18 protein-coding genes are annotated in these 19,051 nt (G+C 42.3%); all 18 read right to left on the reverse strand.

Annotated features, from left to right (window positions below; translation table 11 throughout):
• Positions 1-110: 110 nt before the first annotated feature.
• Positions 111-1,520 (reverse strand): peptidoglycan DL-endopeptidase CwlO, encoded by a 1,410-nt coding sequence (cwlO, locus tag NST79_RS18110; protein ID WP_003228138.1) that lies wholly within the window; start codon positions 1,518-1,520, stop codon positions 111-113.
• A gap of 380 nt (positions 1,521-1,900) precedes the next feature.
• On the reverse strand, positions 1,901-3,355 hold the full coding sequence (locus NST79_RS18115) for a tetratricopeptide repeat protein (protein WP_212060921.1): 1,455 nt from the start codon (positions 3,353-3,355) through the stop codon (positions 1,901-1,903).
• 125 nt (positions 3,356-3,480) lie between these two features.
• Complete coding sequence (gene bmrA / locus NST79_RS18120; protein ID WP_181217468.1) at positions 3,481-5,250, reverse strand: multidrug resistance ABC transporter ATP-binding protein/permease BmrA; 1,770 nt, start codon at positions 5,248-5,250, stop codon at positions 3,481-3,483.
• A 165-nt stretch (positions 5,251-5,415) separates the two neighbouring features.
• Entirely contained in the window at positions 5,416-5,769 is a 354-nt protein-coding gene (locus NST79_RS18125) for a hypothetical protein (protein WP_014481007.1), read from the reverse strand.
• A gap of 14 nt (positions 5,770-5,783) precedes the next feature.
• On the reverse strand, positions 5,784-7,691 hold the full coding sequence (locus NST79_RS18130; protein ID WP_131228145.1) for a DUF6792 domain-containing protein: 1,908 nt from the start codon (positions 7,689-7,691) through the stop codon (positions 5,784-5,786).
• Positions 7,692-7,696: 5 nt separating this feature from the next.
• A complete protein-coding gene (locus NST79_RS18135) occupies positions 7,697-8,419 on the reverse strand; it encodes a lipoprotein YvcA (protein ID WP_116315812.1) in 723 nt (240 codons plus the stop codon).
• 384 nt (positions 8,420-8,803) lie between these two features.
• Positions 8,804-9,499, reverse strand: coding sequence for a lipoprotein YvcA (locus NST79_RS18140; protein WP_339225779.1), 696 nt, complete (start codon positions 9,497-9,499; stop codon positions 8,804-8,806).
• Between the two features lie 133 nt (positions 9,500-9,632).
• Positions 9,633-10,364, reverse strand: coding sequence for a lipoprotein YvcA (locus NST79_RS18145; protein WP_131228147.1), 732 nt, complete (start codon positions 10,362-10,364; stop codon positions 9,633-9,635).
• A gap of 130 nt (positions 10,365-10,494) precedes the next feature.
• A complete protein-coding gene (locus NST79_RS18150; RefSeq protein ID WP_250629440.1) occupies positions 10,495-11,697 on the reverse strand; it encodes a DUF2339 domain-containing protein in 1,203 nt (400 codons plus the stop codon).
• Positions 11,661-12,149 (reverse strand): DUF2339 domain-containing protein, encoded by a 489-nt coding sequence (locus NST79_RS18155; RefSeq protein WP_250629441.1) that lies wholly within the window; start codon positions 12,147-12,149, stop codon positions 11,661-11,663. Before NST79_RS18155 ends, NST79_RS18150 begins: the two co-directional genes overlap by 37 nt.
• 266 nt (positions 12,150-12,415) lie before the next feature.
• The gene (gene hisIE, locus NST79_RS18160) at positions 12,416-13,039 is read right to left on the reverse strand and encodes a bifunctional phosphoribosyl-AMP cyclohydrolase/phosphoribosyl-ATP diphosphatase HisIE (protein ID WP_212059084.1); all 624 of its coding nucleotides are present in this window, start codon (positions 13,037-13,039) and stop codon (positions 12,416-12,418) included.
• Positions 13,036-13,794: an imidazole glycerol phosphate synthase subunit HisF gene (hisF, locus tag NST79_RS18165; RefSeq protein ID WP_003244585.1), complete on the reverse strand. Its 759-nt coding sequence runs from the start codon at positions 13,792-13,794 to the stop codon at positions 13,036-13,038. The genes hisIE and hisF overlap by 4 nt, the downstream gene beginning before the upstream one ends.
• Positions 13,791-14,528: a 1-(5-phosphoribosyl)-5-[(5-phosphoribosylamino)methylideneamino]imidazole-4-carboxamide isomerase gene (hisA, locus tag NST79_RS18170; RefSeq protein ID WP_015251141.1), complete on the reverse strand. Its 738-nt coding sequence runs from the start codon at positions 14,526-14,528 to the stop codon at positions 13,791-13,793. The genes hisF and hisA overlap by 4 nt, the downstream gene beginning before the upstream one ends.
• Complete coding sequence (gene hisH, locus NST79_RS18175) at positions 14,525-15,163, reverse strand: imidazole glycerol phosphate synthase subunit HisH (protein ID WP_212059085.1); 639 nt, start codon at positions 15,161-15,163, stop codon at positions 14,525-14,527. The genes hisA and hisH overlap by 4 nt, the downstream gene beginning before the upstream one ends.
• Positions 15,164-15,748, reverse strand: coding sequence for an imidazoleglycerol-phosphate dehydratase HisB (hisB, locus tag NST79_RS18180; protein WP_003243389.1), 585 nt, complete (start codon positions 15,746-15,748; stop codon positions 15,164-15,166).
• A complete protein-coding gene (gene hisD, locus NST79_RS18185; RefSeq protein WP_212059086.1) occupies positions 15,745-17,028 on the reverse strand; it encodes a histidinol dehydrogenase in 1,284 nt (427 codons plus the stop codon). The genes hisB and hisD overlap by 4 nt, the downstream gene beginning before the upstream one ends.
• Positions 17,025-17,666, reverse strand: a complete 642-nt coding sequence (gene hisG, locus NST79_RS18190; protein WP_015251138.1) for an ATP phosphoribosyltransferase — start codon at positions 17,664-17,666, stop codon at positions 17,025-17,027. The genes hisD and hisG overlap by 4 nt, the downstream gene beginning before the upstream one ends.
• Entirely contained in the window at positions 17,659-18,834 is a 1,176-nt protein-coding gene (locus tag NST79_RS18195) for an ATP phosphoribosyltransferase regulatory subunit (RefSeq protein WP_003228111.1), read from the reverse strand. Before NST79_RS18195 ends, hisG begins: the two co-directional genes overlap by 8 nt.
• Positions 18,835-19,051 lie beyond the last annotated feature (217 nt).

Raw genomic sequence — 19,051 nt, forward strand, 5'->3', positions numbered from 1 at the left:
ATCTCATGGTGATACGCTATTTTTTTGCTCAACACGATTAAATGTATTCGAAAAGGGTATATGTTAATAAAGAAAGAGCCTTCTGTTTTAGAAGGCCCTTGTCATATTTATTATTGAACAACACGTCTTACAACGCCTTTAAATGCTTTTTTCCAGTAAGGATTGCTCATAGAGTCAACAGATACGCCATGAGATGTATTGTCGTTTAGGAAAGTACCGTTTCCTAAGTAGATTCCTACGTGTCCATTTGTTTTGTAAGTGTCAAAGAACACAAGGTCTCCGCGTTTCATTTCAGACGCGCTGACAGCTTGTCCTCTGCCAACTAACGTATCAGTAGTTGTCCCGCCTACAGGTCCAAGGTTAACACCTGCAGAAGCGTATGCCCAGCGTACGAATGATGAGCAGTCAAAAATACGGTTGTTGATATCAGATTGGCTGCGTCCGCCGCCAAACTTGTACGGAGATTGTCCTACAATGCTTGAACCAACGCTGATCGCGCCTTCAATTCCGCCAGAGTTGCTGATAACAGTGCCGCCTGAATTGCTGTTTGAGCCGCTGCTCTTCTTAGAAGATGAGCCGTTTGACGAACTGTTTGATGAACCGTTAGAAGAATTGTCTGAAGAATCATCAGATGAGCTTGCTTTTGCTGATTCAGTTGTCGCCGTTTGACTGTCATCTGTTTGTGTTTCATCAGATGCTTTTTGTGCTTCTTCCTGCTTTTTGATCAAAGCAGCCGCTGCTTCTTGTTCTTTTTTGATGCGTGCTTGTTCAGCTTCAGTATTTGCTTTTTGATTTGCAAGTTCAGACGCCTCTGATTTTAATTCAGAAATCGCTTTAGCCGTTTTCTTTTGGCTTGCTTTTGCTTCGTCGAAAAGCTTGTCTTTTTCATTAAGCTGTTTATCAAGGTCTTTTTGCATTGTTTCTAATTTAGCCAATGCAGCTTGAACTTCTTTCAGCTTGTCATTCAAATCCGCTTCAGAATCTTCGAGCTTCGCTTTATCCTGCTCTTGCTGTTTGATTAAATCTTTGTCTGCGTCCACAATAGATGAAACCGCAGTCGCACGAGAGATAAAGTCACCAAAGCTTGTTGATCCTAAAAGAACATCTATGTATCCTTGAGATCCGCCGCTTTCCTGTAAAGAACGAACGCGTTTTTTCAGGATTTCATTGCGTTTTTCGATGCGTGCTTCAGTTTCTTTAATCTCTTTTTTCAGTTTTTTGATTTCTTCTTTTGTTTTATCATTTTCTTCTTTTTTATCTTCGATCTTGTTGCTTGTATCAAGCGCCTTAGCGTTAATGTCTTTCAGTTCTTTTTCAATCTTTGATTGATTTTCCTGAAGCTCAGTTAATTCTTTTTCCTTCGCTTCAATGCTGGAAGCAACCTCAGATTGCTTGCTTTCGATTTTTTGTTTCTTTTCATCTAATGTTTCCGCCGATGCAGTTTTACTTGTAAATGGGATCAAAAAACTGCTTGTCCCGATGACGGAAGCCAAACCAAGTGTCAATAAACTCTTTCTCACTTTTTATATCCTCCCTTTTACTGTGAACCTGTCCTCATTTGGAATCGTATTTTGAACATCAAGTTTCGTTCCTCATACTCTACGAGGAATGATGGTTGTTTATGGTTAATTATTCTGTGCATCTCTTATTCTGGTTGTATAGCGTTTATTTCACATCATATGTAAAAAACACTAATTCCTTATGTACGAGAATCATTATACCATCAAGTTTCGACAAATTAGCGATAAATTTTATTACATTTATGTTTCAAACAGATGTCAAGTCACACATCATTTGTCATTTTTCTTAAGCGTGCAAAAAAACTGTCGATATTATTTTCTCAATATAATCTATCTAACAAAAAAAGAGTCGATTAAATAAATCGACTCTTTAAAATTTACTATTCTAGAATATCATCAATATATTTCATATATTTCGTCAAAGTTGCCGGAGAGATGCCGAATCGGGTCGCTGTGTCTTTTTTCGTGTCTTGCTTGCCATGGGCTTCCTTCCAAATATAACAGATGGCTGCTGCCCAGCCTTTCTCATTCTTCAACGGAGCGGCTGCACGAATTTGCTGGATGACATGGAAAACCCAGCAGCTCATGACTTCTGTTTTCATCTCTTCTTTTTCAGCTTGCTCTAATAATTTGACCGTTTGATAAGCGAAAAGTGCATCCTCTGAAACGTCAGCAGCAGCAGAATCTCCATTCAGAAGCAGCTTTACAAAATGATTTTCAAAAGGAGCGGTAATTCTCTTTGAGCGTATCACCGCTTCAAGATGCTCCGTTTCTCCCTTTGTGCTGCTGATATAATAGGCTGCGAGACGCTGTTCCACAGATGAAGGAAGAGCTTCCCTCCGCTCAATCCAAGGCGCCGGGCGGTCTTCGCCGGGATATTGCGACTCGACTTTTCTCCAGATCGTCTCGGCAAAGTCGGTATGTCCCGTAAAATAAGCAGAGCAGGAAAGCCAGTAAAAGAAGGTGTCGTCACCTTCAAAGCCGGTTTTATATAATGATTTGAGCCATTTATATCCGATCTCGTAGCGGCCGACAAGTGCCAAGGTAGCACCCAATTTATAACGCTGCTCCAATAGCATCGGATAGACATTGGAGAGCTGATCACTCAATTCCGCCACTTTTTCGTCTTCTCTTTCATAATAGTAGAAAACGAGAAGATTGCATAAGGCGTGAAGATTTCCTTCATTATGAGAAAGCACTTCATAAGCGGTTTGCTTCGCTTTTACAACGTTTCCTGAATAGAAATAGGCAAGCGCGAGATTGTTGTATGCTGACCAAAGCTCCGGATATTCAGCTGTGATTTCCTCAAGCGCCGCAACCGCTTCAGCAAGCTGGCCGCTTTCCAGCAATGACTTTGCCCGATCCTGTTTCACCAGCAGTTCATCCTGATCATACAACGAATCCTCAATGCCGTCGTCTCCTAAATCGAGCAAATCAAGCAGACTATCGTTTTCTTCGGCGAATTCACCATCCGGGTCCGCATCAGAATAAGCGGCCGCTTCTTTATAAGCTTCCTGGAAGAGCCCCAGATGGGCAAAGTTATTCGCTTTAAAGTAATGGCACTCCGGCATTTCGGCCTCCAGATTTGCCATGATATAGTCAAGAAGATCGTTCGACTCTTGATACTGGCCCATTTCCGAATAAATGACCGCAAGCTGTGAAAGCATCTCTGAATCCTCCGGCTCCAAATGAACCGCGCGCTGAATCAGTTTGCTTGCCCGTTTTAGATTGCGCTCTTTATACGCTTTCAAGCCTTTATGAAAAAAATATTGTCCATCTTGAAGCAGCTGGACAATTTGTGCGTGATTTTTATGTTCAGAAGTGTGTTTTCCCACAACTACCCTCCGTTTTATACAATATTACCGTCAGTAGTATACCATAAATCGTAAGCCCCTCAATAGTTCAAAAGGAAGGATTGGGAAAATCCCTCCTCTTTTTTATTGGCTGATTCGACCAAAATTTACCCGGCTTTGTTTTCTAAGTCTGCATTCATTTTCAGCTGCTGTTCAGCAAAATCCCTATAAAGACCATGGGAAGCCATTAACTCATGGTGTGTTCCACGACCGGTAATTTCCCCTTTTTCAACAAACAAAAGCTGGTCCGCATCTACAACGGTAGATAGGCGGTGAGCGATAACAATCGTTGTGCGGCCCTCCATCAGCACCTCCAGCGCCTGCTGAACTGATTTTTCAGATTGGCTGTCGAGACTTGAGGTAGCTTCATCGAGCATAAGAATGCTTGGGTTACGGAGAAGCGCTCTCGCAATCGCGATTCTTTGCCTTTGTCCGCCTGACAACATAATGCCGCGTTCGCCCACTTCTGTATCAAACTGATTCGGCAGCTCCTTTATAAAATTGAGCGCATATGCCATCTCCGCTGCTTTTTCGATCTCAGCATCCGTCACATCTCGTTCTAACCCGTAGCAAATATTTTCTCTGATTGTCCCGGACATTAACGGGCTTTCCTGTGATACATACCCGATATGCTCCCTCCACGATTCAAGCGAGTAAGTATCGACCGGCTCGTCCCCCAGCCGAATGGTCCCTGCAGTCGGAGAATAAAAGCGTTCAAGCAGCTTAAACAGCGTCGTTTTTCCCCCGCCGCTCGGACCGACGATCGCTGTCACTTTCCCTGCTTCAATGACGGCGCTGACCTCTTTTAAGATCAGCTGATCAGGCTTATATCCAAAAGACACGCGATCAAGCTGGATAGGCAGATGTGCATTTTCAATTTGTTTTCCTGTCACTGTATCTTCCTCTTCCTCTGCCAAAATCTCAATCATTCGTTCTGTTGCACCGATTGATTTTTGCAGCTGTGTGAAAAACGTTGTAATCTGGCCCATCGGCATAATAATTTGAAACAAATATAAAATAAAAGCCACGAGCGCTCCGGCCGTGAGTTCGCCTGAAGATACCTGCATGCCGCCATATCCGATCACTGCGACAAGCGCTGCCATTAGCACGAGTGAGATAAGCGGGCCGACAAGCGATTGAACCTTGGCTTCACGAACGCCAAGCTTAAATAATGAGGAAATCCCCATCTTCCCGCGCCCATATTCGACATCCTCCGCATTTGAAGCTTTGACAAGTCTGATTTCCGGGAGAATTTGATTCAGCAGGCCTGTAAAACGGGCTGTTTCATCTTGCGTTTCCCGTGAAATGGAGAACATTTTCCGTCCAATCGGCACCAAGATAAGAGCGGCCAGCGGAACAACCACTAACACAAGCAGTGTCAGCTTCCAGTTCATAATAAACAAGATTGTCAATGATCCAATGACAGAAATGATGCCTGTAATAAATCCGCTGATATGGGTTGTAATCAATTCTTTGACCACCATCGTATCGTTCGTTACACGGCTTACTGTTTCTCCGGAAGCATTTGTATCGAAATAAGAGACAGGAAGCTTAATTAATTTCTTCCATAATAACTCCCGCAGCCCGGAAATGATTTTTTGTCCATTATAGTTAAGCGCATAGGTGGCATAAGCGCTTAAACCCGCCTGAACGAAAAACACAAGCACGATCAAACCGATTTGCGTGCCTGACAGATTTGACATAGAAAAACCATCGACAAGCTGCTTCGTTAATAATGGAATGAGCAGGCTGACCAGCGTGGTTACTACACTGAGGGCAAGCGCAAAGGCGAGCTTTCCATAAGAAGGATTGGTCCGTCTTACTAAGGCAAAAAAGGGTTTCAATTTACTTTTAGATTTTTGTTTCTTGGTTGGCATATATTTTCCTCCTGTTTCAGCGTTCAGAAAGGTGAAAAGTCATAGCAAAAGGATGATTTTTACTCTTTCTCAATCATATCAATGGAGAAAGACTTTTTCAGTATATTTTTGCCGTGATCAAAATAAAAATCTCCCACTCATTGTTTGAATAGGAGATTTTTTATGTTAGAGCACTGGCTTCTTTTTTCTGTAAGTCAATGTTACATCCTGCTGCCGCAGGTCTTCTATTATCATTTTGTACCGATCAACTTTTGCGGTATGTTCTTCTTTTATCATCTCAAGGGCAGCTTTTCGTTTTTCGCTATTAGACTCAAGCTCTTTTTTTATTTTTTTTACAATCAACCCTTTTTGCCCTTTGATTTCCTCTTTTAATGAAGACTCAAATTTCTTTGTCAGGCTGAGAAAGTCGTTGATCGGTTGATTGAGGGTGCCCGCTTTCCCCTTCATTTCATCTTGGGTAAGAAACATATAGGTCGTTGATACAATTTCTGTTTCACTTTCTGAAAATAAGGAAGTCACTCTTCATATTCCTCCTAAGGCTGAAAATCAAATAACTGAGAAATCATTTCTTCTTTTTCAAACAGCTTTTCAATACTCTCGCGGATATTTTTGATAAAATCTCTTTTTTCTGTTGTCTGTTTTTTTAATTCAGCAACAATTCCATCATTAGCAGGAAGCGCACCTGTGTGGAATGATTCATGAACTGAGATTTTCTCCAATTTATCGAATGTGTGGCTGAAACCAGCTGCAAGCCGGAATTGAAGATCGAAGGCATAATGCGAAGGGTTTTCTTCCATATGATGAATAGCCGTGATGATCGCCTGCTTTTTGTCTATGAAGTCTTCATCGATTTCCTGACTGTAAACCTTCTGGTACTTAGAAATCGCATCTTCCATATCTTCAACGATTTTCATACCGTTTTGATAGATTCTGACAGCGGATGAGAGATTGACTTGAATCGTTTCTCCCGAGCCGCTCTTCCCTGTAAAATAAATATCGGAGCCTTTATAGCTGAAGCCTTTTTCCTTTGACAAGGCGTTGAGCATTTGAACGATACTGTGGCCGTCGACGATAAGTTTTAGTGCGTCTTTTGTTTCTGTGTCGAGTGTTTTCAATGAGGACAGAATTGATTTTACATAGTCCACTATTTCACCAACGTCTTTTAAAGCTTGCATAAATTGGCCATGCTTTAAATGGTCAATGAAATGTTCGTACCGTGATTCTATGCCTCGCATACTCGCATTAATATTCGTTAATTCTTTTTTGATGACTTTCTTTTGCGTTTCATCAATATAACCGTTTTCAGCTAACTGATCTACGACCGGTCCGCTGTTTCTCAACAAGGTATGAAGAAAACCTAAAAACGACGGCAGTTCCTCTTTTATTCGGCCATACATTTGCTTAACATCATCAAAATGCTCATATAGGACACTTACTTTCTTTAAAGCGCCGTCTGTGTTTTTCACTTTTTCAATCAGGTCTATGTCTATCCCGCTGGCTGCCTTTATAAAACCGTTCAAGCCGTCTTTTTCATAGTCATCCTTATATTTTTGAAGGAATTTTTGAATTGACCTCACATCTTCGTCAGGAACCCCATCCATAATATTTCGGATGCCTTTTACACTTGTATTTGTATCTGCCATCTTCACATCACCGAATGTAATGAAATCGGCCTTGCCGCTGACTCCATACAGCGGGTCATCTTTTGAGATGCGTTGGGTGATGTTTGCTGTTACGCCTTTGTCTTCATAATATTTTTGGATTTCTTTTTTTAGCTTATCTGGTGGGATATCATTTATATCTTTTAAGCGTCTAATATGAAATTTATGCATTAGCCTATCTCTCAAATTCAAATCAGTTGCTAGCAGGTGGTCAACGCTTATTTGAGCTCCGTTAACCCCATAAACCTCATCAAATTCTCCGTCAATTAATTGAACCATCACCTGATTATTATTTGCCAGTGAGTGGCCCATAGCAAAGGTCTTTAAATCATGAGAATTCTCTGTTTCTCTTTTGGCATTTCTTACAAACTCTTTTGTCGCTTGGTACTGGCTGTCATCTATCCCTAAAAAGAGACCAAAGAAATTGTATGACCAGTCTTCGTTATCAGCACTCCCCTCTGAAATAATATGAAGTTGATTAACGTGTTGTTTATCATCCTTAATATAAATAGCTGTACCATCATATCCGGACTCTCTTATTGATGTATCTATTTTCGAATTTTTTTTAATAAGTTCATTAGATGTGTATATTTCCAGATTTTTTGGAAGATCTCGATGTGTTTCTTCTTTGTATATTCGACGCACCTCGACTTCAAAATCTGTTTTAGCTCTCTTTATTTCACTTTCAATATTAGAAGCAAATTTTTCTTTATAATCGTACTCCAAGTCAATTAAACGCAGCTTTACATTTTCATTTTCAAATATATTCTTATTTTCCATTTTCTCTATTTCTCCTTTTTAACTTTTAAAAAGGTAATAGAATCAATTATTTTTCGAACTTTTTTTTCTGCTTCTTCTTTCTTTAATGAACAAACCTCTTTACCCTTATAGCAAGAAAAACGAAAAGAATACTCTATTCCTAAATATTCCTCTTTTTTAGATTTAACATAACCAAAAAATCTATAAGAAAAATTATTCTTTTCATCCACATCATCAAAACTGCTTTTCTTTTGAGCAGAATATACAATTTTATCAGATAGCTCTCTTTCTTCGTATTTTCCTTTATAGCTATTTCTGCCGCTTACAATGTCAAGCATTGTATCCTTGTCATTCGCAAAACTTTTTTCTTGATGATAATCTAATTGCCCGTCATATTGAATGTTAGTTTTTTTATTGAAACTATCAAATACTATTGTTTCCTCATTTTCACCTTTACTTGAAAGATCAGGTACATACTCCCCATCCTCCGGAAACAACATCCTAAACCCTTTCAGCTTAGATTCAAGCAAATAATACCCTGGCTCCTCTTCTTTCGTTGACACCATGTACTCTCTCGTTTTTTCATCTTGAAACGCCGGAACTTGCGGCAGGTCTTTTGGATCCATGTCTTTTGGTTTTACGGCTTCTGTTTTATTGTCATTTGTGGTGTTTTTATCATTGTCTTGCATACTGCATCCTCCTGTCAGGGCAAGTAATAAGCTAAAGCAAATACATATGATCTTTTTCATTACGAACCTCCACGGGTTTTGTGAGAATAGAATTCTATTTTCATACCGAAAATAATCCTATTGACCTGGTTAATACGTGATTATTTTATCCTTTTCTATGTTACATCATGGTGGAATTTGGATAAATAGGAAATCCGACTTGGTTTTGATCTCCTTTCACTAACAAATCAAGCAAAACACCACAAACACATCATAATACCTATTTCTTTTTTCATAAAATCGTTTATCATACGGCTCTTACTTAACCTCTTCATCTTTATAGTAGGTGAATCGAAACGAATACTCTATTTCCCTTAATTCTCTATAAGAAAAACTATTCTTTCCCTCTATATCATCAAAAGCCTTTTTCTTTGAGCAGATATCTCTCTTTCTTCGTATTTTCCTTTACATTTCGCCAAAGGTAGTAGAGTTTATTATTTTTTTAACTTTTTCTTCATTGTCTTTCGGGTTTTGTTTACATGTATTTACATTGGCGGAGCAGCTAAACATAAAAGAATATTCCATCCCTAAATAATCTTGTTTTTTCGATTTTATATAACCAAGGAAGATATAAGATGGTGTCTCTTCTTTGTCAAAGTTTTCTTGTCTTGAGGCAAAGTAAATATCTTTATCCTTCGTTTCTAATTTCTCAAAATCACCTTTGTATTCATTTTTACCGCTAATAATATCCAACATATTCTCCGGTTCGTTTATAAACGATTCATTTTGATAAAACTTAACTGAAGCATTCATTACTATATTCGTTTTTTTATTAAAACTATCAAAAAATAGTGACTCGTTTGTCTTTGAAGTTTCTGAGTCGGAATACTCCGCATCCTCCGGAAACAACATCCTAAACCCTTGCAGCTTAGATTCAAGCAAATAATACCCCGGCTGCTCTTCTTTCGTTGACACCATGTACTCTCTCGTTTTCTCGTCCTGAAACGCCGGAACCTGCGGCAGGTCTTTTGGATCCATGTCTTTTGGTTTTACGGCTTCTGTTTTATTGTATTTTGTGGTGTATTTATCACTGACGCTCATACTGCATCCGCCTGTCAGGGCAAGTAATAAGCTGAAGCAAAGCAAGATGGTCTTTTTCACGACGAACCTCCAATAGGTTTAACTAATCAATATTACTGATCCAATTGAAAAGTGATTCTGTGTAAACTTTTCTTTATAGTCATACTCTGAGTTAATTATAAAGAGCTTTATATTTTCGTTCATGAAAACATTCTTATTGTCCATCTCTACTCCTCTTCTTATAAAAGATAATAGAATGAATGAGAGTATCAGTTCTTTCTCTTGCTTGATCTCCATTCAAAGCACAGGGTTGATCAACCTTTTTACAACGAACTATAAAAGAATATACTATTCCCAAGTACTCTTCATCACTAGATTTTATATATCCAAAATAACGAAAGGAATAATTGTATTTACGATCACTGTTTTTAAAAGTGCTTTTTTTTGATGCAGTATATACTATTTTCCCGTCAGTTTTTTCTTTCTTAAATTCACCTTTGTAACCATTCTCATTACTAATTTGGCGCAACATTGTCTCTGGATTATTAATAAAAGAAGATTTGTTATAGTAGCTAATTTGTGCATCTAAGAGTATATTTGATTTTTCATTATAGCTTTGAAATCCTATCGATTCGCTATTCTTTCCATTTGATGTGGAATAATTAGGAAGATACTCGCCATCCTCCGGAAACAACATCCTAAACCCTTTCAGCCTAGACTCCAGCAAATAATACCCCGGCTCCTCTTCCTTCGTTGACACCATGTACTCTCTCGTCTTCTCATCTTGAAATGCCAGAACTTGCGGCAGGTCTTTTGGATCCATATCTTTTGGTTTTAAGGCTTCTGTGTTATTGTCTTTTGTGTTGTTTTTTTCATTGGTGTTCATACTGCATCCGCCTGTCAGAGTAAGTAATAAGCAGAAGCAAAGCAAGATGATTTTTTTCATGACAAACCTCCACGCGTTTAACTGATAGATTGTTACAACATGATTATTTAGTTCTATCCGTATTACAATATAGAATCATACTGAAAAAAGACCGCCGCGTTCTATCGGCAGTCTTGACCAGACATGATTGTTACTCTCTTTTCGAATAAAATACTCTGGATATAAACAGGCCAATGACTCCTAACAAGATGAATAAGACCGCTCTCCAAACAATGTCAATCGAAGCAGAATCTATTAAAATTATTTTGGCAAGTGTAATGAATAAAAAGATCAGCCCAATTCGGTTCCATGTCTTGTCTTTGGTTGCGTAATAAACAGCATACATCACAATGACAAATATAAACCATGACAGGGATACTCCTACGTTTACTGATACGCCGTCAATCCTATCCGACATCCATATGGATAATTTGCTGAAGAATACAAGCAGCAGTAATGAAACAGCGGACGAAACAACAGTTGTGACTTGTTTATAATGTATTTTCTTCGAATACAGATAGCCGCCAAAAAGTGAGCTGATCAGCAGCAGCCAAGAGACAATGCTGAGAACGTGTAATGAACGTGCCGGGTATTGTATGAGGCCGCAGGCTGCCTGTAATAATACAATCACTCCGGCAATGCCGATCAACCAGCTTTTTTTGCGGTATGACACGTAACACATCATGATTCCTTGTAAGGTGAATATGATGTACAGCAAGATCACATTTTCAGATAATGCATCCGCTGCCAATACATTAAAATAAATCATAGAAATGAGAAAAAACGTATGTTTGATTTCGGCAAATTCTTTACTTTTCCATAAGCTTAACAACAGGTAAAACACAAATGCAGCAGTATAAAAGACGTATAAGACTGTATCGTTTTTCATGTACAGGACAACCCCTGTGATGAAAACGACAAGAGCTCCGATTGTAACAGCTGTAAGATAGACAGCTTTTTTAAATTGGCTGTTCGATCGTAAGGCTGATAGAATCGTAATCGCCTGCTGTAGGATAAATACAGCAAGTGTCCAACCCGTCACCTGCGCATCTGTAAATGATAAGAAAGCAAAAATCGCTAATATGAAAGCATAGTTAGCTATATTCCATGCTACGCTGTACTTTTGTTTAACTGTCTCATATATTAAGCCTGCGAAAACCAATGACTCATATACATAAAAGATGTATTCATTTCCTTGTTTCCCGCCAAATAAAAAAGGATACAAGTAAACACCTGCGACGATAATCGCAATCAGTGTTTGTGATCGGTATTTCCTTGATATGTACACACCGCCCGCAACGCCTGCAGCAAGAAGGATCATTGTAAGCGGCGTCGGTATAATCTGGTACAGCATGTTACCCGCAACAAAGAAACAATATAGACAATATTACTGCCCGCCAATAATGAACTGCCCAATACACTGGCATTTTTCTTATGTGACCTGCTACCGAGAACATATAGCACAATAGAGACAATAAGTCCTGCCCCTACCCTCATATATGCGTTGATCCAGCCTTTTTCTGCAGCTGCCACAAATGCCCAAATCATACCAAGAAGAAAAACAAAAATAAAGATCTTCGGAAGCCAATTTCCCGCCATGTTTTCTAAAGTACGGTTCTCTTTTCGCGGAGCCGGCGTCTTTTGTGGAACTTCGGTTTCCTTGTTGATTTTTGGGTGCTCATCCGTTTTGACTACTGTTTGTTCTTTCTTGCCAGCAGCGAGATTTGCGATCTCCCTTTTGACACTTTCCAGTTCTTGTTCTAAACGTCCAACTCTTTTGTTCAGTTCATCAATTTTTTCGTTCACCATTCTCTCCTCATTTTTCGAATAATTAGCAGCCGCTTTTTCATACTATGTCTTTTCCTCACTATCCTGACCGGTTTGTATAAAATAATCCTAAAGACCTGATATCCATTTGAGATTTTCATTCTAAGTCATGTTACATCATGGGAAATTTTTGTTAAATAGGAAATTCGATTGGTTTTTTTATTTCTTCTATTAGGACAAGACAAATGGTTCAGCTGAAACAAATACATAAAAAAGGAGCTGACATATGAGCAGCTCCAATCCTTTTATTTCTCAGAATGGCGTTTTTTCAATACGTCAAGCACATCATCCAGCGGCAGGGATTGTTCTCTGAGCAGGACAAGCAGGTGATACAGCAGGTCTGCCGCTTCCCATTTGAGTTCCTCATGATCCCGGTTTTTCGCGGCGATGATGACTTCGGATGCTTCTTCTCCTACTTTTTTCAAAATCTTATCGACGCCTTCACGGAAGAGGTACGTGGTGTAAGCTCCTTCAGGCATTTCCGCTTGGCGTTCCGCGATCACCCGCTCCAGTTCGTTCATGATGCCGAATCGGTCCGCGGCCTGTTCTTCTGTTTGTTCCTTTGTAAAACAGCTGTAGCTGCCAGTGTGGCATGCCGGGCCTGACGGTTCTACGAGTACGAGCAGCGCGTCTTGATCGCAGTCATACCGGATACCTTTGACGGCTTGCGTGTTCCCTGAGGTTTCTCCTTTATGCCATAGCGCTTGGCGTGAGCGGCTGTAAAACCATGTTTCCTTCGTTTCCAGCGTTTTTTCGTACGATTCCTTGTTCATATACGCAAGTGTCAGCACTTCTTTGCTTGCCGCATCCTGCACGATAGCAGGAATTAATCCGTCCTCGTTAAAACGCAGTTCATCTGCCTGTTTCATCTCACATTCACCCCGTACTCTTTCAAGTATGATTTCACTTCTTTAATCGATGTTTCTTTATAATGAAAAATTGAGGCGGCCAGCGCGGCATCGGCTTCTCCTTTTGTAAAAGCCTCAAGCATATGCTGTGCGTTTCCCGCGCCTCCTGAAGCGATAACAGGGACGGGGACAGCTTCGGAAACAAGCTTTGTCAGCGTGTGGTCGAAACCTTTTTTCTCACCGTCGGAGTCCATGCTTGTCAGCAATATTTCTCCTGCCCCGCGTTTGACGCCTTCTTTTGCCCACGCGGTGACCTCCCAATCTGTTTTCTTTCTGCCGCCGTGCGTGTAGACCTTATATGTGTCAGATTCTTTGTCATACTTGGCATCAATGGCAAGTACGATGCATTGAGAACCGAAAAACTCGGCTCCTTCTGTAATCAGCTCAGGGCGGAGAACAGCTGCCGTGTTCACCGACACTTTGTCCGCTCCGGCACGCAGTATCGTTTTCATATCGCTGAGCTGATTGATGCCGCCGCCGACTGTAAACGGAATGGCAAGCTTCGCGGCAACCTGCTCCACAACGTCAACCATCGTCTTTCGTCCTTCGTGCGAGGCGGAGATATCAAGAAAAACAAGTTCATCCGCACCTTCCCGGTCGTACACTTCGGCGAGTTCAACTGGGTCACCGGCATCCTTCAATTCGAGAAATTGAATTCCTTTGACAACGCGTCCTTCTTTGACATCAAGGCATGGGATAATCCGTTTTGTGATCATTTGCGCTTCACCCTTTCAAGCGCCTCACTCAGCGTAAACTGATTGGTATACAGCGCTTTTCCGATGATCGCTCCAGAGACGCCGTCCGCCTCATTGCGGGCGAGAGCTTCGAGATCCGCGACGGAGCTGACTCCGCCGGAAGCGATCACCGATTTCCCCGTTTCCTTAGCAAGCTCGACCGTGCTTTTAACATTGGGGCCTGACAGCATTCCATCTGTCGCGATGTCAGTAAAAATAAAGACTTCCGCACCTTCATTGGCTAGCTCTTTGCCCAGTTCAGTTGCCTTAAGGGTTGATGTTTCAAGCCATCCCTCTGTTGAAACAAAACCGTTTCTCGCATCCAGTCCGATTGCAATTTTCTCACCATATTGTTTCAGCATTTTTTTGACAAACGGAGGGTTAGAAACTGCTGAGCTTCCCAGGATCACCCGATCGACTCCTGCTGATAAATATTCATAGACGTCTTTTTCGGAACGGATCCCGCCACCGATTTCGACTTTCAGGTTCAGCTTTTGCGCAATCTCAATCACATGGCGGTCATTCACTCTTTTCCCTTCTTTGGCCCCGTCGAGATCAACGAGATGGATCCATTCGGCACCCTCTTTCGCAAATAACTCAGCCATGTCGTACGGTGAATCGCCATATATCGTTTCCTTATTATAATCCCCTTGAACAAGGCGGACACATTTGCCGTTTCTCATATCAATTGCCGGATATAATGTAAAAGCACTCATTTTTTCACCTTCTGTTCTGCTGCCATTTTCGTAAATTGAGTTAAAATAGACATTCCGACCGTGCTGCTTTTTTCCGGATGAAATTGGGCGCCGAAGACGTTTCTTTTTCCGACTACAGCAGGCACTCGTACACCATAATCGGCGCTTGCCAGAAGCGCGTTCTCCTCTATCCCGTCAATGTAATAGGAATGAACGAAGTAAGCGTAGCCTTGTTCTGTTTCAGACAGCAGCGGAGATTCGTTATGAAAGGAAAGGAGGTTCCAGCCCATATGCGGAACCTTCAGCTTGTTTCCTTTTTCATCTTCTGCTTTCAGCCTGACTGCTTTTCCTTTTAACAGCCCGAGTCCTGAAGCGGTGCCGTTTTCTTCGCTTTCTTCAAATAAAAGCTGCATGCCGAGGCAGATCCCGAGAAGCAGTCTTCCCTCTGAGACCATATCGTGAATCAATTGATCAAGCTTCGTGTAGCGCAAATTGTCCATCGCGTCTCCAAATGAACCAACTCCCGGCAAAATGAAGGCATCAGCTTCTTTCAGCTCCTCCGGCTTTTCAGAAATAAAATACGGCACGCCGACACGTTCAAGCGCCTTTGAGACACTGTATAAATTCCCCATTCCGTAATCTATCACGCCGATCATTTACAGCATCCCTTTCGTTGACGGTATTCCTTTAACTCGCGGATCGATCGTTGTCGCTTCATCAAGCGCACGTCCCAGTGCTTTAAAAACGGCTTCAATCATGTGGTGGGTGTTTGTGCCATAATGAACGATGACGTGCAGGTTCATTCGAGCTTCGAGCGCCAGCTTCCACAAAAATTCATGTACAAGCTCCGTATCGAAAGTTCCGACTTTAGCAGCCGGGAAATCAGCGCGCATTTCTAAGTGCGGCCGGTTGCTTAAATCAATCACAACTTGAGCAAGTGCCTCATCCATCGGCACAAACGCCGATCCGTAGCGTTTGATTCCTTTTTTATCGCCCAACGCTTCGAGCAGCGCCTGCCCTAAGCAGATGCCGATATCTTCAGTCGTGTGGTGATCATCTATATCAACATCGCCTTTTGCGTTAATGGAAAGATCGAATTGGCCGTGTTTCGTGAATAAATCCAACATATGTGTCATAAACGGCACATCTGTTTTGATATCCGCTTGTCCCCCGCCGTCTATTGTAAATGCCAGCTCAATATCTGTTTCGTTTGTTTTCCTGACGCGTTCCGCTTTTCTCATTTAGAAATCCTCCGTTCTCTTGCTTCAATTGATCTGGCATGGGCTTCTAACCCTTCCAGTCTGGCAAAAGCCGCGATGCTTTCGGCATGTTCTTCAAAGGCTGATTGACTGTAAGAAATAATGCTCGATTTCTTTTGAAAATCAGTTACGTTTAATGGACTTGAAAATCTGGCTGTTCCGTTTGTCGGAAGCACATGGTTCGGTCCGGCAAAATAATCACCGACAGACTCAGGGCTGTATCTGCCTAAGAAAATTGCACCCGCATGTTTGATACTGCCAAGCAAAGCTTCCGGAGACTGTGTTATGATTTCTAAATGCTCTGGCGCGAGTGTATTGACAGTATTAATCGCTTCCACCATTGTTTCCGCCACATATATACAACCGTAATCTCTCACTGAAGCTTCCGCTATTTCTCTTCGCGGCAAGGTTTTCAGCTGCTTACTCACCTCGGCTGAAACCGCCTCGGCCAGCGCCATGGAATCTGTGACAAACACACATGAGCTGAGCTTATCGTGTTCCGCCTGTGACAGCAGATCGGCTGCAATTTCGCTCGGAATCGCTGTTTCATCAGCCAGCACGACGATTTCACTAGGTCCGGCAATCATATCGATATCGACATCGCCGAACACTTCTCGTTTGGCAAGCGCGACATAAATGTTGCCCGGACCCGTGATTTTATCCACCGGTTCAATGGTTTCTGTTCCGTATGCTAACGCCGCAATCGCCTGAGCGCCGCCCATTTTGTAAATATCTTTTATGCCCAGCTCGGCTGCAGCAACCAAAACTCCAGGAGACAGCAGACCGTCTTTTTCCGGAGGCGTGACGAGAACGATTCTTTCAACGCCCGCTACGAGCGCCGGAATCACATTCATCAAAACAGATGAAGGGTATGCGGCCGTTCCCCCCGGCACATATACACCGGCGGAATCCAGCGCCGTCACTTTCTGCCCCAGCATTGTGCCGTCCTTTCTGTGATAAAACCAGGAGGATTGCAGCTGTCTTTCGTGATATTCCCTAATATTTTCGATTGCCTGCCTAATCACCTGAAGAAGACGTGAATCCAGTGAGGTGTATGCCTCCTCAAATTCTTCTTTTGTGACCAGCGGACTGTCTATTTCGATGCCGTCAAATTTCGCCGTGTAGCTGCGAACCGCCTGATCACCGTTTGCTTTAACATCTTCTATAATGGACCGGACCGTCTTTCTTTGCTCTTCCGTTCCGGCATCGATGGAACGCTTGAGAGAAAGCCGTTCCGCTCCGCTGATGGTTTTGATCTTCATTTTGCCGTCTCTCCTTCCACAACGAGAGATAGGCGGGATGCCATTTCGTCAATCACATCGTCTTTCATGCGATAGCTTACCGGGTTGACAATAAAGCGAGAGGTAATGTCACAAATGTGCTCCGTTTCAACAAGCCCATTTTCTTTCAGCGTCTGTCCTGTGGAAACAATGTCCACTATCCGATCTGCAAGCCCAATGAGCGGAGCCAGTTCAATTGAACCGTTGAGCTTAATAATCTCGACTTGTTCTCCCTGCTCTCTGAAATAACTGGAAGCCACATTCGGATACTTTGTCGCGATTCTTGGCGCTACTCCGCTCCAGTCTGTATTCGGAAGTCCGGCGACAGCTAAGTGGCACTTGCTGATTTTTAAATCCAGTACCTCATACACGTCGCGTTCCTCCTCCAGCATGACATCCTTGCCCGCAATTCCGACGTCTGCCACGCCATGCTCCACATACGTAGTTACGTCCATCGGCTTCGCTAATATGAAACGAAGATTTTCCTCCGGCACATCGATGATCAGTTTTCTCGAATCTTCAAACTCCTCAGGGAGCCTGTAGCCTGCCTGCCTCAGCAGCCCTGCCGCTTCTTCAAATATCCGGCCCTTTGGCATCGCCATTGTGAGTAACTTACCCATTTTGCTCTTCCTTTCTGGCACCGATAAAATAAGTGACGTTTACAAAAGATTTTGTCATCTGGTCGATATTTTCTATTCCCGATAAATCTTGAAGAACCACTTTGTTCCCTTTCATGCGTTCTTCATTCGCATAAGCGATGGCTTGCGCCCGCTGCTCTTTGCTGAAAATAACAGCGTCTATATCACAAGGTTCTTCTTTCATATGAAGGGCTTCAATCAGCCGGTCGATCCGAAGCCCGAAGCCTGTTGCCGGTGCAGGTGAATCAAAATGGCCCAGCAGCTTGTTGTAACGGCCGCCGCTTCCAATGACAAAACCGACATTCTCGGCGAACACTTCAAATAAAATCCCTGTGTAATAGCTCATGTGGCTGACCATATTCAGATCCAGGCGGACATTTTCCGTACATCCGTAATCCTCAAGAATGCCCCACAGCGCCTTCAGCTCATCAACCACGCTTTTTCCTTGCGCAGAATCGACGATTTCCTCGGCACGTCCGCATACTTCTATGCCGCCCCGCAATTCGAGGAGCTCAAGCAGTCTGCTTTTATCAATGGAGGAAAGCGGGAGAGACTTGACATGCTCTCTGTAGCCGACGTAGTTCTTTTCATATAAGAACCTCCGCAGCACATCAGCTCGTTCAACGTTTCCGAGCACCTCAACAAACAAAGCATCCGCAATGCCGGCATGGCCGATGGCAATTTTAAAGGATGCCAGCCCAGCGTTTTTTAATGCCCCGACGACTAAAGCAATGACCTCCGCATCCGCGCTCGTCGTGCCGTCACCGATTAACTCCACTCCGACCTGCTCGAACTCAGCCGGACGTCCGCCTTCACGCTCCTGAGCCCTGAATACATTTGCCGCATAGCCGACTCTTAGCGGATGACCGTGTTTCAGAAGCTTCGATGCCGCTACCCTTGCAATCGGCCCCGTCATATCCGGGCGAAGCACCAATGTCTTGCCGTCCTGATCAAGTAGCTTAAACAGCTGCTGCTCTTCAATTGCTGACTGGACGCCAACGGTATCGTAAAACTCCAGTGTCGGCGTTTCCATAAATTGATATCCCCATTTATCAATCAAATCGGTTAACGATCGTCTCACCTTTTTTTTCGTTTCGTATAAACCGGGCAGTGTATCTCTCATGCCGTGCGGTTTTTCAAACATAAACATCAACCCGAGCACCTCCGCTGTTATCTTATGAAGGAAAATTCCGAATCCTTTAGTTCGCTAATATGATAATATGTTAGCAGATGAAAGAATGAAAATCAACGCTTAACTTCAGTAAGGATATTTTTAGTTCAAATATCCTTCTCCTCATTATGAAAAAATCATGAATAATGTATTAAAGGTACGTAATATCTCAAATTCTTTATGTTTGGCATGCTAT

The sequence above is a fragment of the Bacillus sp. PS196 genome (genome assembly GCF_037963555.1).
GTDB lineage: Bacteria > Bacillota > Bacilli > Bacillales > Bacillaceae > Bacillus > Bacillus subtilis.

What these genes read in the sequence shown, in the direction of transcription:
- hisH (WP_212059085.1), bottom strand. Translation starts at nt 15,163, where the DNA reads ATGATCGGCGTGATAGATTACGGAATGGGGAATTTATACAGTGTCTCA.
- NST79_RS18130 (WP_131228145.1), bottom strand. Translation starts at nt 7,691, where the DNA reads ATGGAAAATAAGAATATATTTGAAAATGAAAATGTAAAGCTGCGTTTA.
- NST79_RS18195 (WP_003228111.1), bottom strand. Translation starts at nt 18,834, where the DNA reads ATGTTTATGTTTGAAAAACCGCACGGCATGAGAGATACACTGCCCGGT.
- hisB (WP_003243389.1), bottom strand. Translation starts at nt 15,748, where the DNA reads ATGAGAAAAGCGGAACGCGTCAGGAAAACAAACGAAACAGATATTGAG.
- hisIE (WP_212059084.1), bottom strand. Translation starts at nt 13,039, where the DNA reads ATGAAACAGGCAGATGAACTGCGTTTTAACGAGGACGGATTAATTCCT.
- NST79_RS18135 (WP_116315812.1), bottom strand. Translation starts at nt 8,419, where the DNA reads ATGAAAAAGATCATATGTATTTGCTTTAGCTTATTACTTGCCCTGACA.
- NST79_RS18145 (WP_131228147.1), bottom strand. Translation starts at nt 10,364, where the DNA reads ATGAAAAAAATCATCTTGCTTTGCTTCTGCTTATTACTTACTCTGACA.
- hisD (WP_212059086.1), bottom strand. Translation starts at nt 17,028, where the DNA reads ATGAAGATCAAAACCATCAGCGGAGCGGAACGGCTTTCTCTCAAGCGT.
- hisG (WP_015251138.1), bottom strand. Translation starts at nt 17,666, where the DNA reads ATGGGTAAGTTACTCACAATGGCGATGCCAAAGGGCCGGATATTTGAA.
- NST79_RS18150 (WP_250629440.1), bottom strand. Translation starts at nt 11,697, where the DNA reads ATGCTGTACCAGATTATACCGACGCCGCTTACAATGATCCTTCTTGCT.
- hisF (WP_003244585.1), bottom strand. Translation starts at nt 13,794, where the DNA reads ATGATCACAAAACGGATTATCCCATGCCTTGATGTCAAAGAAGGACGC.
- bmrA (WP_181217468.1), bottom strand. Translation starts at nt 5,250, where the DNA reads ATGCCAACCAAGAAACAAAAATCTAAAAGTAAATTGAAACCCTTTTTT.
- hisA (WP_015251141.1), bottom strand. Translation starts at nt 14,528, where the DNA reads ATGAGTGCTTTTACATTATATCCGGCAATTGATATGAGAAACGGCAAA.